The sequence below is a fragment of the Arthrobacter ruber genome, from assembly GCF_002954225.1.
Lineage (GTDB): Bacteria > Actinomycetota > Actinomycetes > Actinomycetales > Micrococcaceae > Arthrobacter_D > Arthrobacter_D ruber.
This window is the reverse complement of record NZ_PPTH01000008.1, coordinates 1-16,158: the sequence shown is the minus strand read 5'-3', so window position 1 is coordinate 16,158 and position 16,158 is coordinate 1. Positions and strand designations below refer to the sequence as shown.

Below are 16,158 nucleotides of genomic sequence, written 5' to 3'. Positions count from 1 at the left end.
CTCAGGAGTTCTCTAGCGGACGGACTTGACGCGCAGTGCTGCCAGCCCGCCGAGGATGGTGCACGCGCCGGCGATGATGAACAGCAAGGTGTAATTCTTGTCCCCTCCGGCGCTAACGCCGACCGCGAGGAACAGGGGTGCGATGAGCGGTGCGACAGCCTGAGGGATGGACGTAGCGAAGCTCGTGATGCCCATGAACCGGCCTGCATTGGTGTCACGCTCGGGCAGGACGTCCAGTAGCAGGGCCTGGTCGACGGCCGCGAAGATACCGATGCCCAGCGATGTCAGAACTGAACCTGCGATCAGCATGGGCAATCCTGGAGCCAGGGCCATGGTGAGGGCGCCGGCGGCGAAGATGATGCCGGAAGCGGCGACGAACATGCGGCGGCGCTTGAGCCGGTCGGAGAGGAATCCGCCACCGATAGCACCAAGGGTGGTGGCCGCGATGCCGCCTAGGGAGAGGGTGGCGATGATTCCGGCGACCTCCTGGACGGTGATGCCGAGCTTTGCTGCGATGAAGAACGCGGTGAATGTCGTATTCAGCGTCAGACCGAAGTAGAACAGAAAGCGGCCAAGCCAATTCCAGGAAAAGTCGGGGTGACTGCGCGGATTGTAGAGGTATTTTGCGAAGATTGACCCAATGGTGAGCTTGTCCGCGAAAACCATGTCCTGGCTGCTCTTCTCGTTCACCAGAAGGACGAAGAGTGAAACAGCGAGGACGCCAACGATGCCGGGCAGAATGAAGAGCAGAATGTTGTCCGAGGCGACGGCGCCTGCGATCACGACACCGAAGACAGGTGCCACCTGGGTTGCGAAACCTGTCAGGCCGGCGACCTTCCCGCGCTGCGACTCCGGCAACCGGTCGGCGGTGGAGATCTGCAGGTTCGCCAGGACCTGACCCCAGGTCAGCTGGGCCATGACCCAGCCGGCGCCGAGGAGGAGGATGCTCGGAGCGGTCGCCATGACGAACAGGGATACGACGCCGAGAACCATGCCGCCGATCATCCACGGGCGGCGACGTCCAAGCCTTGTGCGGGTTCGGTCACTCATGACGCCGAAGAACGGACCGGTCAGCAGGACCGCTGCTGCGCCCGCCCCGGTGATATAACCCAGATACTGCTCCTGACCAGGGGCGAGTTGCTGCACCTTTATTGTCAGTGAGATGGCTAACGGCGTAATGAACGCGACGAAGACACCGAACTGAGCAAACACCATGAGCCAGATGTAGCGGGGACCAACCTTGCTTAGAGCTCCAGTGGCCGGCAGGCTCGTCAACTCAGTGTCAGGATCTCCCGTTGCAGGAGGAACGGGGAGGGTTGAGGCAGCAGGAACATGCGCCTGCGAGGCACTGCTTGAAAAATCATCGGGAGCGTTCACGAAGACTCCATTGTCTGAAGGGGACGGACTTTACTAGCACGTGCTAGTGAAGTGCTACGATACTAACAAGCTGGTTGCTGCAAGAGCAAGACTTTGCTTGGAACGATTCAAAAAAGGGGCTAAATGACGATCGCCGCGCTTAGACGGGTCACCGCAGCCGATGTGGCGAGAGAAGCCGGGGTTTCGAGAGCCACAGTCGGTTTCGTTCTCAATGGAACCAAGGGTCAGACAATTTCGGTGGCAACAGCAAAGAGGGTCCGGGAGGCTGCATCGAAACTTGGATATACCCCCCACAGCCAGGCACAGGCCTTGCGCAGTGGTCGCAGCAAGATTGTCCTGATGGTACTGCCGGATTGGCCGCTCGAGCATCAGATGCGCGTACACCTCGAGCATGTGGCCCGTGTCCTCGACGATGCTGGGCTCACGCTTGTTACGCACACGCGGAGGCCCCACGCCGACGAGGCCGGCCAGCCCATCTGGGCTGCCATAGACCCTCTCGCGGTGGTGGGACTGGAACTATTCAGTGAGGCCGAGATTGCCTCGATGCATCGGCTGAACATCACGAACATTGTTCCCTCGCCAGACCAGCAGGCTGAACTGGCTTCGCGCGACGACGAGGTCTTCGATACCTTAGTTGCCCATCGGTTGCAGGTAAGGCACCTACTCGAAAGAGGCCATCGCCGATTAGGCTTCGCGATGCCCGCCGATCAGCGCCTTAGAGAACTCGCCAATGGTAGGCATCAGGCCGTCATCGAAGTCTGCGCCGCCGAAGGGCTCATGGAACCGGTCCTCATTACCTCCGTCGCAACGGATGGTGACAGGTCAGAATACGACGTCGAAAAGTTCATCCGGGAGGGTTTGACTGCGGTCATTGCCTATAACGACAACGTTGCTGCCGACATCATCGGATCTGCAACCACGCAGGGCATTCACGTTCCCACCGACCTCGCTGTCATCGGCCATGATGACTCACCTCTTGCTGCACGCTTTATTCCCTCGATCAGCAGCATCCGCGTAGATCACCGGCTCCTCGGCGAGTACGTCGGGAACTTGGTTCTGAAAAGCATCGGCCAGGGACAGGACGCCCCCTTTCCCCACGTTCGTATCGACGTCATTCCGCGCACCTCTACCGAAGTGAACCGCTTATCGGACACACAGCCCTGACGGCTCTGGACTTAGCGCAGGTATCGGCACCTCAAGATCAGCGGGAGCAGCCCCTTCCATGGCGTCGAGCGTCTGTGTCTGATTGGTGTTATATGGTCCCGGTGGGACCGTCCGTTGTATGCCTTGCGACTGGTAATGCTTAGAACAGGGTGTATCCGCCGTCGATAACAAGTACGGTTCCGGACATGAAACTTGCGGCGTCGGACGCGAGGAACACGACAGCTGGGCTGACTTCGGCTGGAGTTGCGTAACGCTGTTGCGGTGCATCCTCGATCCAGTAGCGGCGAAATTGCGGATCGTCGACAGGCGACATGTCAGTTTTGACGTAACCAGGAGCGACGGCATTCACGCGGATGCCCGACGAGGCCCACTCGGCGGCTAAGGATCTCGTGAGCTGATGCACGGCCGCTTTGGAGGCGTTGTAAGCGGGCTGCATTTGCGGGCGGTTCACGATCATGCCGGAGATCGAACCGATGTTCACGATGCTGCCCGCCTTACGGTCGACCATGTGCGCGCCGACTTCTTGGGACATGTGCCAAAGGGCAGTGAGATTTGTGTCGATGACGTGTGACCATTCATCGTCTGTGACATCGAGTGCTGCGTTATGGATACAGGCTCCGGCATTGTTAATAAGGATGTCGATGTGACCGCCTTTTTCAATTGCTTCGGCAACGATGCGATTGACGTTTTCGCGGTTGGTCAGCTCACCGAGTACAACGTGTGCGGTACGTCCGAGGGCCTCGATCTCGGACTGAAGTTTCGAGGCGGCGTCTGCGTCGCGGCCGTGAATGACAACGTCTGCGCCAGCTTCCGCGAGGGCGAGGGCGAAGGCCCGACCGAGGCCACGGGTTGCGCCGGTGACGAGAGCGAGCCGGTCGGTCAGCTGAAAAGTATTGAGAACGGTCATCTGAGTCTCCTTTGCCTAGGCGGTGAAGCGGTGCTGCATGTACCTAATGGAGCAAATATTGTTTCCTGCCCCGCGTTGTGTAAGTACCATGTATTGCGGCGCCATCGATGGTATCGGAGATACCCGTCATGTCACCCGAATTGGTCCGCCCTTTGTCTTGTCCGATGGCGATACCGAAAAGGTCGAAGATAGGGCGTGTGATTCTAGTGAAGCGTCTCAGTGTTGGACTCTTGTTGAATGTCGGTGTTGCTTTCGGAACCGCGAAACAGGAACGAGGAACGGGGCGGGAGTAATCCGCGCCCCACCCCGTTCCTCGTGGTAAATCAGTTGTCGATCAGGCCTGCTTCGGTGTACAGGTCGATGTACTCCTGTGCGTTGTCCTTCGTGATCAGGGGGTTCCCTACGTTCACGTTGACTTCCTCCTCGGCCCCGGTGAGGAGATCGTGGACAGCCTTCATGTTCAACTGGGCGAGCTCTCCAGCGTCCTGAAGGGAGGTGGCAGTCATCTTGCCTTCCTGGATGAGAAGGGTCGCTTCGGGGGTGCCATCGACGCCGTATGCCAGGATGCCTTCGAAACCGGACTTGCCCTTCACGGCTTCAAGCGCCCCCGACGCCATGTTGTCGTTCACGGAGACGATCGCGTCGATCTTCGGGTTCGCGAGCGACCAGTCCTCCATCAACGTGAGGGCTTCGTCCTTGTTCCAGTTGGCGGTGTCCTCAGCAACGATCTTGACATCAGGACGCTTTTCGAAGAATTCCTTCTCCCATGCGTTGCGGCGCTCGGTGCTATGGAAGTTGCCTGCCGGGCCGTTGAGCACCACCACGTTGGCACCCTCAGGAATCTGCTCAAGGGCCGTCTGCGCGACGATCGCGCCCTGGTCGTACGGGTTGGCGTCGACGGAGTTGGTTCCGTCGACGCCCTCCACGCGCGGGTTGGTGGTGATCGTGACGATGCCTGCGTCGACGGCCTGCTGGATGTACGGGATCTGTGCATCGGCGTTGTTGGCCTGAATGATGATGGCGTCAAACTTGTTGGCGATCGCGTTTTCGATCATCCGGTTCTCGATCTCATCATCAGCCTGGCCGTCGAACACCTCTAGTTTGAGGTCTTCGTAGTTGGCTGCCTCGTCCTGCATTTCGTCGGCGAGCCAGGCGGCGAACGAGTCTGCCTGTGCTCGGGCGATGTACGCGACCCGGTACTCGTCCTTCTGCTCGCGGGGTGCAGTGTCGCTGGACCCGGGGTTGCCGGTGGTGACTGAGCAGCCAACGAGGCTGAAGGCGACGGCAGCTGCGGTGCTGAAGGCGAAAGTCCTGCGGGTGAAGTTCTTCATTGAGTTCTCCTTGGAAGGTTGGTGAGAAGTGAAGCGGGATGGGGAATGGTCATTGCTCGAGGGTGGATGCCCCTGAGGTGGCTGGGGCCTTACCTTCAGGAGGCTTGGGTTCGCCTTTTGAGGTGGATTTGAGGATGGTGGTCTTGGCTTTGCCGCGCTTGCTGAAGACGTCGTATGCGACGGCGACGACGATGATGAGGCCCATCACGATTTGCTGGATGTAGGAGCCGACGCCGACGAGGTTCATGATGTTTCCGAGGACTCCGACGATCAGTGCGCCGGCGAGGGTGCCGAACACGGTTCCGACGCCGCCCGAGAAACTGGTGCCGCCGATGATCGGCGCGGTGATTGCCTGCAACTCGTAGCCGATGCCGGCGTTCGGGAGGCCGGCGTTGACGCGGGACATGAAGATGACTCCTGCGATGCCGACGAGTACCCCGTTGACCAGGAAGGCTTGATACTTGACCCGTTCGACAGCGATGCCGGCTGCGCGGGCTGCTTCTTCGTTGCCACCCACCGCATACACGGATCGGCCGTAGCGGGTCTGGTTCATCAGGTACCAGATGACTGCGGTGATGACGATCAGAATGAGGACGGGGATGGGCATCCATCCGAGGTTGCCCTGCCCGATCAGGATGAAGTCGCCGAGCTGAAGCACGTTTTGACCCTGAGTGAGTTCGAGGACGGCACCTCGCGCCATCAGCATCATGCCGAGAGTGACGATGAAGGCTGGTGTCCGCAAGGTCGCGACAAGGAATGCGTTGACGAGGTTGCAGGCCACCCCTACTGCGATACCGACCAGGACTGCGAGAAGCATGTTGTTGCTGGATTTGTAGACAATGACCGATGCGACGCCTGCGAACGCCATGACCGCTCCAGCGGACAGGTCGATCATTCCTCCGATGATCAGCGTCATCGCCCCGTAGGCGAGGATGGTGATCACCGCGACCTGTCGGAGGACGTTGAACATGTTGTCCCCGCTGAGGAAGTTGGGGCTCAGGAAGCTTGCGGCTACGAATACCACCACCAGGATGATGAAGATGGAGTAGCGGCTCAGTTCGAAGTTCTTCAACTTGGAGGGCATTGTCATGCCACCTCGATTTCATTCATGGCGTATTTGAGGATGGTTTCCTGCGAGAACTGGTCCGGTGTCAGTTCTGCAGTGAGACGGCCGGCCGACATGACAAAGATGCGGTCACACATGCCGATCAGTTCGGGTAGCTCGGAGGAGATCATGAGAATCCCGCGACCCTGTCGGGCAAGCTCGGTCATGATCTTGTAGATCTCGAACTTGGCTCCCACGTCGATGCCGCGGGTGGGCTCGTCGAGGAGCATTACTTTGGGGTCGGCGATCAGCCAGCGAGCCAGCAGTACTTTCTGCTGGTTGCCGCCGCTCAACGACTCGATGCGTGTTTCGTTGCTGGGAGCTTTTACGTTCATTTTCTTGAAGTACGCGTCGACCAGTTTCTCTTCGACGCGCGTCCGGGCGAAGCCGCCACGGAACACTTTGTTGAGACTTGCAAGCGTCGCGTTTTTCTTGATGCTCAGTTTCGGGATAATTCCTACCAGGCGGCGGTCCTCGGACAGCATCGCGATGCCATGCCCGATGGCTTGTTTCGGCGTGGTGGTTTTCACGGCCACACCGTTGACTTCCACGGTTCCCGCGTCGAGGGGGTCGAGACCGAACACGGCGCGGACGACTTCGCTACGGCCGGCGCCGATGAGGCCAGCCAGGCCGACGATTTCGCCTGCCCTGATGTCGAAGCTGATGTCCTCAAAGGTGTGTTCGCTGGATAGTCCAGACGCCCTGAACACCGTGTCGCCGAGGCTGACAGCTTCTTTGGGGTAGGACTGGTGGTCTAGATCGCGGCCCACCATTTGGGCAATCACTCCAGCGGAGGTGATGTCGCGCGCCGGCTGTGAGCTGACGACCGTGCCATCGCGGAGCACACTGATGTCATCCGCAAGTTCGAAGACCTCATCCATCTTGTGAGAGATATAGATGATCGATTTGCCTTCAGCTCGCAGCGCGCGGATTTTCTCGAAGAGGGACTCCACCTCCTTGTGCGCGATCGCGGAGGTCGGCTCGTCCATGATCAGGACGTCGGCGCTGTGGTAGACCGCCCGCGCGATCTCCAGCGTCTGAATTTCCGACACGGTAAGCGTGCTGAGCCGCCGGTTAATGGAGAAGTTCAGTCCTTCCTCCTTCAACACCCGACTAGCCTCACTGCGGATGAAGCCCCAGTTGACTCTGCCGTGCTTCACGGGCAGCCGCCCGAGGAAGAAGCTCTCGGCGATGGTCATCTCGGGGACGTAATTGAGTTCCTGCGAGATCATCGCTACCCCGTGTGCGCGCGCCTCAATGGGGTTCTTGATGCGGACTTCCTCACCCCGGATCCGGATTGTTCCGGTGTCGGGTTGGTAGATCCCGTTGATGATCTTCATCAGGGTGGATTTCCCTGCACCGTTCTCGCCGCAGAACGCGTGAACCGATCCGGGGCGAACGTCGAACGACACGTCGTCGAGCGCCTTCACGCCAGGAAACGATTTGCTGATACCTCGTATTGACAGCGCAGTGTCGCTCACGATTCGCCTCGCACCTGAGGATTATCGACAACCCGCACTCCGGGAAGAACGATGCGCTTGAGCGAATCGACCGCACCCTCACCACCGAGCGCTTCCTCGACCTGCTCAATACCGTAGACGTGAGTGACGAGCGAGTCGAGTTCGACCTGACCTGATACCAGGAGGGCCCGAGCTATAGGCCAAGTATTCGTGTATCGGAACGTTCCCGTCACATTCAGTTCGCGCATCGCCACTTCGGGGACGGAGAGCGGGAACTGATCTGCACTGCCCACCAGTACGACGGTCCCGCCTGCGCGCACTGAACGGATGCCGTTGAGAATTGCAGGGGTGGCGCCGGATGCGTCCACAAAGACATGGGCCGCGAGGTCCTCGGTCGATTCAGTGGCAGGGTCAACGACTCTCAAACCGTAGGTGGCGGCGAGTTCTCGCCGCGCCGGGTTGATATCGGCGATTACGACGTCGGCGGCACCGAAGGCCCGGGCGACTTGGCCAGTGATGATTCCGATGGGTCCACCACCGGCGATGAGGACGGTGTCCCCAACCTTGACGCCGCCCTTCTGCGCCGCGGCGATGCCCACGGACATGGGCTCCATGAGCGCAGCCGCGTGGTCACTGATCGTGTCGGGGACTTCGTAGGCGAAGTCGTCCTGAATGAGGACGTATTCGCAGAACGCCCCATCGATGGGAGGCGTCGCGTAGAACTCCATCTTCGGGCAGAGGTTGTACGCACCTTGGCGGCAGAAATCGCAGACCCGGCATGGGCGCTGAGGTTCGACGGCTACGCGCTGGCCGATGCGAGAGTCGTTTACATTCGCTCCGACAGCGACGATCTCGCCGCTGAGCTCGTGACCGAGGATCAGTGGAGACTCGACAATGTACGGACCGATGCGTCCGTGCTTGAAGTAGTGCACATCCGATCCGCACACGCCGACGCTATGGACGCGGATCAGCACCTGATCCGCGTCAGGTGTGGGCACGGGTCGTTCCTCGAGGATGAGGTCTCCCACGCCTCGAAGCACGCTCGCGGTCATCATTGACGGGATCTGAGTCATGTACTTTCCTTTTCGGTTTAGGTGTTGATGGCCAGGGTGGCCTCACGAAAGTGGCTAGTGAAGGTTGGTGTGCCGGTACTGCATCTCCTGGTGGTGACCGTTTCGCGAAGCGAGAGCTAGGACGATCGCATCGGAGATCACCAGAGATGATTGCTCGAAGCGGCTGCCACCGAACTGCTGGGAGGGACCCGATGGCACCTGAAGCACAGCGGTGGCTAAACGGGTCAAGTCAGAATCGGCATTCTCGGTGATGGCCAGGACTACTGCCCCCTCGTTCTTAGCGGTGCGCGCCTGAGACACGCTGATGGGTGTTCCTCCAGAGCGTGAGAACACGATGATTCCGTTCCCGCTTCGTATTGACGGTGCCGTCGACTCGCCGACGAGGTGAGTGTCGTAACCCAGATGCATCAGGCGCATGGCCGTCATCGCGGCAACGAGCCCGCTGCGTCCCTGACCAGCGGTGAACCATCGCCGATTCGTGTTGGCGAGCTCGGCGGTGACAGCGTCGAGTTGTTGGGTGTCGATGACGAGCGCCGTCGCGAGCTCGCTGGCAACAATCTGCAGGGCATTACTGGGTGACACTGCTGCCATGGGGTGCCTCCTGATGTAGTTCATCGAAAAATGCCCGACCTGAGACCGCGTAGGTGATACCGGAGTCGGCGGCCTGGCCGAGATTGTCGCCAGTGATCCCACCATCGACACCCACCTGCAGCTGCGCTGAGTGGATCAGGCGTACGTGGGCCAGACGATCAATGTCTGCTGCGTGCCCGGGGCTACCAGGAGGAGTCAACATGACCAGCACCCCGTCGGGTTCTAGTTCCGTCAGATGCACCACGTGTCGGGGGGTTACTTCCTCGACAGCTATCCACACTTCGCTCGCCGCGATTCGGCCAACCTTCATTAAGTGAGCGACGTCGGAAAGGTCGCGGATCTGGATTGTGAGTCGTCGCGGCCGCACGGGCAGGCGGGGAATGATATCCGCAGGGTCGTCCACCATGAGATGAATGTCTAGAACGTGCCTGACAGTCGTGAGGTGTTCGAGCTCAGTCAGACTAATTCCAGCCTGTCCCCGGAAAGTCCCTTCGATGACATCAACATGGACCCAGTGGTTGTGCTGCGCGAGATACTCGGCGGCAGCAAGTCTCTTCTCCGGTAGGACAGCGAGGAGACTTCCGGAGAGTAGGACATGCCGTTCAGCTGCGACGGTGGTGAGGCGGCTCATCCGTCACCCCTGTTCGCTTCGCTGGCGGCCAGATACCGGAGGAAGCGGTCTTCGGATTCATTGTCGGGTCGTGGTTCGGCAGCCAGGTGCGCGGGTGCGGCCCATGCATCACGGACCTCGCTGATGTCCTTATTTTGGAAGCATGCCGCTGCTTGGATGGCGGCTCCTGCAGCGACGGGTTCGAATGCATCCGACACGTACACAGGACGTTGAGCGAGATCCGCCAACAGCTGGGGATAGGCGAAAGAACGTGACGCTCCCCCGGTGACGATCGTGCGTCCCGCAAGGGGCACGCCGGCGTTGCGTAGCGCGTGTTCGCCCCGAAGCAGGCCGAAGATGACGCCCTCGATGGCCGCCCGAGCGATTTGCTCCCGCGTCGTACTTGTTGTCAAACCCGCCAAAGTTCCCGTTGCTGCAGGGAGGTTGGGCTTCCTCTCCCCGTCGAGGTAGGCCACCAGAACCGGCAGATTCTTGGTAGATGCATTCAGCGCCAGATCGCTCAGTTCCGCGTGGTTGACGTTGAGCCAGGAGGCAAACCTGTCACCCACGCGAGCCGCGTTCAGGGTGCTGACCAGGGGAAGGTATCCGCCAGCAGCGTCGGCCACGCCATCGATGATTCCCGCAGCATCTCGAACAGGGTTCGCGCTGGTTGAGAAGACGACACCGGAAGTCCCAAAGGAATAGGCGACGTCTTCGGTACCAACGCCTAAACCCAGGGCGCTGGCGTGCTGGTCCCCTGCGCCGGGACCCACGAGGGTCCCAGGGCGTAACCCAAGGTCCCGCGCCGCTTCCTCGGTGATAACACCCGCAGCCGTGGTCGGCCCTAGAACAGCAGGAAGCAGGGGCTCCCAGTCCGTGGCCGGGTCGATCAGAGAGAGAATATCCAAGTCATAAGTTCCACGGCTCGCATCAAAATACCCGGTTCCGCTGGCCTCGGAGCGATCCGTAACTCGCTGACCGGTCATCCGCCAGGTCAACCAGTCATGTGGAAGAAGAACCGAACCCAGGGACCGGAACGAGCCCGGATCATTCTCCTGAAGCCACAGCAGCTTGGAGACAGTAAAGGCGCTAGTCGGTACCGACCCCACCCGCTGCGCCCATTCAGCAGGGCCCAGACGATCGAGAAGACGCTGCATCTGCGGCGCTGAAGTCGTGTCGTTCCACAATTTCGCTGCCCGGAGGACTCTCCCCCGGGCATCCAGTGCAACCAATCCGTGGCACTGCGCTGCAACGCTAATGGCCTGCACGTCCGCCAAGTCGACACCTGCATCCTCAGCGGCCCGGCCAAGTGCTGCAATCAGCGCCTGCCACCATGATTCCGGATCCTGCTCACTGACGGGGGGGAAGGTGGGCGTGTGGGGAGCCGATCCTGCCCCTACCGGAAGTCCGCTCTGGTCATACAAGACGACCTTCGTAGATTGGGTAGAGCTGTCCACACCGGCATAAAAACTCACCGCGCTACTCCTCTTTGAGCTCAAATGAACATTCACACTTACTCAGTCATGGCCGTTGCGGCTGATGATCAAGCTCATTCCGATGCTGGTGGCTGATCCATGAGAGTGATTCAGGTCTCTAGAGGAGATTAGAAGCGTTTTTACATCTGAGCAAGTATGCTCATACGAGCGACCGAAGGAGTGGAAGTGAGCAGCTCAAGACCACCGAAAGAACCCCTGCAGCAGCAAGTGCTGATGGCCGGCGTGGCACGTGCGTACTACCTTGAAGGGCAGTCAAAAGTTGAGATTGCAGCGAAGTTTGGTCTTAGCCGATTTCACATCGCGCGGTTGCTCGAGAGTGCGTTGGCTACAGGCGTCGTCACGATCCAGGTTCACGATCCCCGGCCTCCGGCTGCTCCCCGCGAGATGGAGCTGGCGTCGATCCTCGGCATCGAAACCGTTCGTATCGTGGGGGATCCAGCGGCTCGGGAACTGCACGTCGAACGCGTCGGCGGTGCCGTCTTGGATCAGTTGGCCACCGACATCCGACCCGGCATGACAGTGGGTATTTCCTGGTCCCGAACACTTGACCGGGCTGCTCACCTCCTTGCAGCACTACCCTCATGCACAGTTGTCCAGTTGACGGGTGCCTTTGACACCACAGGTGGCGGAACCTTTCGACGGCTGTTGGCCCAACTCGATCGCCGAAGTGGCATCACCACCCATCCCCTATTCGCTCCCTTGGTCGTGGATCGAATCGAAACGGCACAAGATCTCCGTCGCCAACCTGTCGTAGCCGACGTTCTGGCCGGAGCGGACTCGCTCGACATAGCCGTTGTGTCTATTGGGGCATGGCGGGCTGAGCAGTCCGCTGTGTGGGAGAAGGTCTCCCCTAGCGTACGAGTGCAATGTGCTGAAGCCGGCGCGGTCGCCGAGATCTCCGGCCTGTTCATCGGCACCTCAGGAAAGACCGTGAGCACGCCACTTGACGGGCGAGTCATAGGTGTCAGTCTTCAGCAGTTGCAGCGCGCTCGTCAGGTGATTGGCTTCGCTACTGGATCCGAGAGGGCGGACGCTGTTCGAGCCGCCGCAGCGTCCAGAATCTTCTCCTCGCTGATTGTCGATGTCGACCTTGCTGATGTGATGCTTCATGACGCATGACGCATGACGCATGACGCATGACGCTGAGGTTGCCTCGGTGGTGTTACAAAACCCCTGATGCCTGGGGAAGATGCTCTCCGACTTTGGAACAGGTGGTTGACGAAGGCTCTTGCCGCTTCAATCCTCCGCTAGTGGTTGATGAAATCTCTGCTTTCTCCGCCTCAGGACTGAGGCGTTCAAGATCCGTTAAGGCGATCGTTATTGGCCGTGAGGCCACCGTTCGGCTCGCCCGTCATCACCTTGAGCCCAGCGTGCTCAACATAGGTGGCAGCGGTAGTGCTGGTGAGAGTAAAGATTGAGTTTCGGCAGTGCCAACCAGCAGGCTTGGCTCGGCGGAATCGTCATCGCGTCCGCTAAAAGCAACCTCGCTCCGACCGATGCAGGGCGCGATGGACGTCGTTGGAGGTTTCGACCCGACCGTTAAACCAGTCAGGTCCAAGCCGCGCAGGGGAGGGGCACCTTCAGCCTTCATCGTTACGGCGTTCCTGATTCGCTCACATCGGTGCGAGATCGATCCACCCCAGTACCTTTCCAGAGATAGGGAGAGCCTCCGGGACGCCCGCTGAGCTGCTGCACAATCCGCTTCGCGCGGTATTCACCCGTACACAGGAGGTGCTGTGCATGTTCGAGCATCGGATCGATCGGCCGCCTTTGCAATGGGTATCAACACTCCCCTCGGTGTGGGCTGCTTGAGCCAGACCAACACACCATCTTGTCACGATTTTGAGAACTGAAGTCATTATCATTACCCTCAGCAGTGATGAGAATCGTTATCAACCAGGTGGGGTGCAGGCTATGAGTCTCGACCTAAGGCGCTTATCAGTGCGCATTGGGAACCGGACGTTGGTCGGCGACGTCTCGCTATCAGTTGCCGCCGGGGAGGCTGTGGCACTGATTGGCGCCTCCGGATCAAGTAAATCGCTCACTGCGGCTGCGCTCACTGGTTCCTTGCCTGCCGCTGCGCAGGTCAGTGGGCATCTGAGGATCGAAGGCCACGAGGTCCCACTCTCCGTGAGGCGTCGGTCGGGAGTGTCTGCGATCCGCCAGGATTCACTGACTGCGCTTCACCCCCTCGTGCGGATTGACCGCCAACTCATTCCCGTGTTGCTGCGATCCGGTAAGGCCCACACCCGGCCCGCAGCGATGGCGTGGATGACATCCCTGTTGGAGGAAGTGGGCTTCACTGACCCATGGCGCGTTCTCCAAAGTTTCCCGATGGAGCTTTCAGGCGGGCAGCGGCAACGCGTGTGCATCGTTCAGGCACTTGCGTGCCACGCAGCTGTTTTGATTGCTGATGAACCAACGACTGCTCTCGATGTCGTAGCCCAGCAGCTCGTCATCAGGGCCCTGCAGCGAGCGACTGCAGCCGGAGCCGGGGTCCTGCTCATCACTCATGATGTGGCAGTGGCAGCGTTGCTGTGCAGCCGGGCAGTAGTTATCGCTGAAGGCGCTGTCCTGGATCACGGGTCCTTCGAGCACCTTACGAGCGAAACCGCCCACCCTGTGGCACGAACTCTTCTGCGCTCCGGACAGCATCCCGTCAGCCCGATGATCACTCGCGGAAGCAACGCAGCCGCGTGATTATTACCCACACATCAGATCGCGTGGCGGTCCTCAGAGCCGAAGACATTCGACTGTCTGTGTACCAGGTCGGTCGGACTTTCCGCCGTAGCACCCGTAGGGAGGTCCTTCGCGGCATTTCCCTGCAGGTGTCCAGTGGCACAAGTATAGGACTCGTCGGCAGTTCGGGATCGGGCAAGTCGACGCTCTTGCGCACCCTGCTGGCCCTTGAGACACCAGATTCAGGCACTGTCACTCTTCAGGACCACATCATCCGACCCGGATCCTTGAAGTCCCTGCGCGCATTCAGACGCACTGTTCAGTACGTACCCCAGGATCCTGCCAGTAGCCTTGACCCCCGCATGACCGTCGAGCAGCTCCTTCGGGAACCTCTCGTCTGCCTGGAGGCGGAAGGCCAGCATTCGATGAGAGTGCGGGAGGCGCTAGCCCGGGTGGAGCTTCCCTCATCCGCGGCCGACAAGCGGCCATTTCAACTCTCCGGCGGGCAGAACCAGCGGGTGGCGATCGCCCGTGCACTGGTGGTATCCCCGGCGATCCTCCTCGCAGATGAACCAGTCAGCGGACTGGACCTGCCGTTACGCAATCAGGTGCTCGGCGTCCTACAGATGCTGATCAGCGATCAGGGACTGGGTGTGTTGTTCGTCTCTCACGACCTCGACGCCGTCGCCACGGTTTGCACGCGAACTGCAGTGCTGTCAGACGGGCGCATCGTTGAGGAAGGACCAACCCAGCAGATTCTCGAGTCCCCACAACACGAGGTGACCCGTGCCCTCAATGCCGCACGCCTGACCCCGGGTGTCATCGCTCAATGACTTTCCCCGCTCCCACGAGCAAGCATGTCTCGGCGTCCCTGCTCCTACCTACGCAACTGGTCTTCAACGTCGGCTTCTACGCGGTTGTACCTTTTCTCGCCTTCGTCATGAGCGAGGATCTAGGTCTCAGCGCCACCGCTGTGGGCATCGTCCTCGGTGCCCGAACTTTCAGCCAGCAGGGCATGTTCCTCCTCGGCGGGGTCATCGCCGACCGTTGGGGGCCACGCCGCAGCATCCTCATGGGGTGCATCGTCCGCGCCACCGGCTACCTCGGCCTCGCCTTCTCCGATAGTTTCTGGCCCTTTCTCCTCAGCGCCGTACTCACAGGTATCGGGGGCGCTTTCTTCTCCCCCGCTGTCGAAGGACTCATCGGGACGCTCGATCGCGCCCGCACCACAGCGGTCACCCCAGGAACTTTTAAAGAAACCGGCGCAGGGAACACCAACGACCCTGCAGCCGTCCACGGGACAACAGGGGTGCCGGAAGCGGAAAGTAGCAACGCCCAACCTGCCCGGCAGCGAAATCTCTTTGCCTGGCTCGTCCTGTTCGGGGAAATTGGAGCGGTTACCGGACCCCTGCTTGGCATCGCCCTACAGCCGTTTGGCTTTGCCCTAGTCGCGGTCACTTCAGCCGCTCTCTTCCTTGTTGTAGGGATTACGCTCCGGGTCCTTCTACCCGAGTACATTGCTGCCGCAAGGATCGATTCGAAACCTGAAGCTGAAGCTGAACTGACCCGATCACATGCCCGCCAGCCTTTTGCGTGCCTGCTTGATCACAGGTTTGTCTTCTTCGCTGCCCTGTTCAGTGTGAACCTTCTGGCCTACAACCAGCTGTACTTCTCATTGCCGCTCGAACTCCAGGCCCACGGAGCCGGCGCAGGATCGTTGGCTGCCCTCTTCACTATTGCCTCGGTCCTGACGATTGCGTTGCAGCTTCCGATATCGGCACTGGCAACCCGCCTCGGCCCGGGGACTGCCCTACGCGCAGGCTTCACTTGTGTAGCGGCAAGTTTCCTAGCGGTCGCTCTGCTTGGCAGTACCGGGATGAACCTGGCACCGGGGCTCCCGGTGATGACCGGACCTATTGTCTTCGTTGTACTCCTCACCGTTGGGCATATGCTCGTCGGCCCCGCCGGTATGCAGCAGGTCCACCGCTTCGCCGGTCAACGGTCTTTGGGCGCCTATTACGGTCTCCTTGCCAGCTGCGGGGGCATCGCCGTACTGGTTGGCAACAGCCTGACCGGTGTCCTCCGCGACACCCTGGGCGGTGCCGCCGGGTGGGCCCTCCTGATCCTCCTGGCAACTTTCAGCGCGGCGCTGCTGCCCCGCTTCCTCCCGACCGCTCCTGCACGTCCTGCACCGCCCGCACGTTCCTCATCCCGGGTTCTTCCGCCCGTTCTCGATCAGAAGGTTCAGCCATGACGCACCGCCGCTCCCTTGCCCTCTTCGCCGTCTCGACCATCAGCTGCCTCGCGCTGACGGGCTGCTTCTCATCCGGATCTCCCGAGTCCGCCGGGGCTACGGGCAGCAGCG

Annotated in this window: 14 protein-coding genes; 5 read left to right on the top strand and 9 right to left on the bottom strand. The window is 60.3% G+C overall.

The genetic code is table 11. The features are described from left to right. Positions 1 to 12: 12 nt before the first annotated feature. Positions 13 to 1,377 carry an MFS transporter gene (locus CI785_RS00840; RefSeq protein ID WP_240614927.1) on the bottom strand — a complete coding sequence of 455 codons (1,365 nt, stop codon included), beginning with the start codon at positions 1,375 to 1,377 and terminating at the stop codon, positions 13 to 15. A 123-nt stretch (positions 1,378 to 1,500) separates the two neighbouring features. Between CI785_RS00840 and CI785_RS00835 the strand changes: the two genes are divergently transcribed. Further along, positions 1,501 to 2,541 (top strand): LacI family DNA-binding transcriptional regulator, encoded by a 1,041-nt coding sequence (locus CI785_RS00835; RefSeq protein WP_105030216.1) that lies wholly within the window; start codon positions 1,501 to 1,503, stop codon positions 2,539 to 2,541. A gap of 139 nt (positions 2,542 to 2,680) precedes the next feature. Here CI785_RS00835 and CI785_RS00830 read toward each other — a convergent pair whose 3' ends face one another. The 8 genes from CI785_RS00830 to xylB form a co-directional block, all read right to left on the bottom strand. Beyond that, positions 2,681 to 3,448, bottom strand: a complete 768-nt coding sequence (locus CI785_RS00830) for an SDR family NAD(P)-dependent oxidoreductase (RefSeq protein WP_105030215.1) — start codon at positions 3,446 to 3,448, stop codon at positions 2,681 to 2,683. 323 nt (positions 3,449 to 3,771) lie between these two features. After that, positions 3,772 to 4,779: a sugar ABC transporter substrate-binding protein gene (locus tag CI785_RS00825; RefSeq protein ID WP_105030214.1), complete on the bottom strand. Its 1,008-nt coding sequence runs from the start codon at positions 4,777 to 4,779 to the stop codon at positions 3,772 to 3,774. A 49-nt stretch (positions 4,780 to 4,828) separates the two neighbouring features. Further along, on the bottom strand, positions 4,829 to 5,869 hold the full coding sequence (locus CI785_RS00820) for an ABC transporter permease (protein WP_240614926.1): 1,041 nt from the start codon (positions 5,867 to 5,869) through the stop codon (positions 4,829 to 4,831). After that, positions 5,866 to 7,365 (bottom strand): sugar ABC transporter ATP-binding protein, encoded by a 1,500-nt coding sequence (locus CI785_RS00815; protein WP_105030212.1) that lies wholly within the window; start codon positions 7,363 to 7,365, stop codon positions 5,866 to 5,868. The genes CI785_RS00820 and CI785_RS00815 overlap by 4 nt, the downstream gene beginning before the upstream one ends. Next, entirely contained in the window at positions 7,362 to 8,417 is a 1,056-nt protein-coding gene (locus CI785_RS00810; RefSeq protein WP_105030211.1) for an NAD(P)-dependent alcohol dehydrogenase, read from the bottom strand. Before CI785_RS00810 ends, CI785_RS00815 begins: the two co-directional genes overlap by 4 nt. Before the next feature lie 54 nt (positions 8,418 to 8,471). Continuing rightward, complete coding sequence (locus tag CI785_RS00805; RefSeq protein ID WP_157940100.1) at positions 8,472 to 9,008, bottom strand: SIS domain-containing protein; 537 nt, start codon at positions 9,006 to 9,008, stop codon at positions 8,472 to 8,474. Beyond that, complete coding sequence (locus CI785_RS00800; RefSeq protein WP_105030209.1) at positions 8,986 to 9,639, bottom strand: beta/alpha barrel domain-containing protein; 654 nt, start codon at positions 9,637 to 9,639, stop codon at positions 8,986 to 8,988. The genes CI785_RS00805 and CI785_RS00800 overlap by 23 nt, the downstream gene beginning before the upstream one ends. Continuing rightward, positions 9,636 to 11,093, bottom strand: a complete 1,458-nt coding sequence (gene xylB / locus CI785_RS00795; RefSeq protein WP_157940099.1) for a xylulokinase — start codon at positions 11,091 to 11,093, stop codon at positions 9,636 to 9,638. The genes CI785_RS00800 and xylB overlap by 4 nt, the downstream gene beginning before the upstream one ends. Positions 11,094 to 11,279: 186 nt before the next feature. On the opposite strand from xylB, the gene CI785_RS00790 reads away from it, so the two are divergent. From CI785_RS00790 to CI785_RS00775, 4 genes are all read left to right on the top strand, one after another. Further along, a complete protein-coding gene (locus CI785_RS00790; RefSeq protein WP_157940098.1) occupies positions 11,280 to 12,233 on the top strand; it encodes a sugar-binding transcriptional regulator in 954 nt (317 codons plus the stop codon). 795 nt (positions 12,234 to 13,028) lie between these two features. Further along, on the top strand, positions 13,029 to 13,814 hold the full coding sequence (locus CI785_RS17720; RefSeq protein WP_105030206.1) for an ATP-binding cassette domain-containing protein: 786 nt from the start codon (positions 13,029 to 13,031) through the stop codon (positions 13,812 to 13,814). Next, positions 13,811 to 14,626 carry an ABC transporter ATP-binding protein gene (locus CI785_RS00780; RefSeq protein WP_338064864.1) on the top strand — a complete coding sequence of 272 codons (816 nt, stop codon included), beginning with the start codon at positions 13,811 to 13,813 and terminating at the stop codon, positions 14,624 to 14,626. Before CI785_RS17720 ends, CI785_RS00780 begins: the two co-directional genes overlap by 4 nt. Then, positions 14,623 to 16,047 carry an MFS transporter gene (locus CI785_RS00775; protein ID WP_105030205.1) on the top strand — a complete coding sequence of 475 codons (1,425 nt, stop codon included), beginning with the start codon at positions 14,623 to 14,625 and terminating at the stop codon, positions 16,045 to 16,047. The genes CI785_RS00780 and CI785_RS00775 overlap by 4 nt, the downstream gene beginning before the upstream one ends. Positions 16,048 to 16,158: the final 111 nt, after the last annotated feature.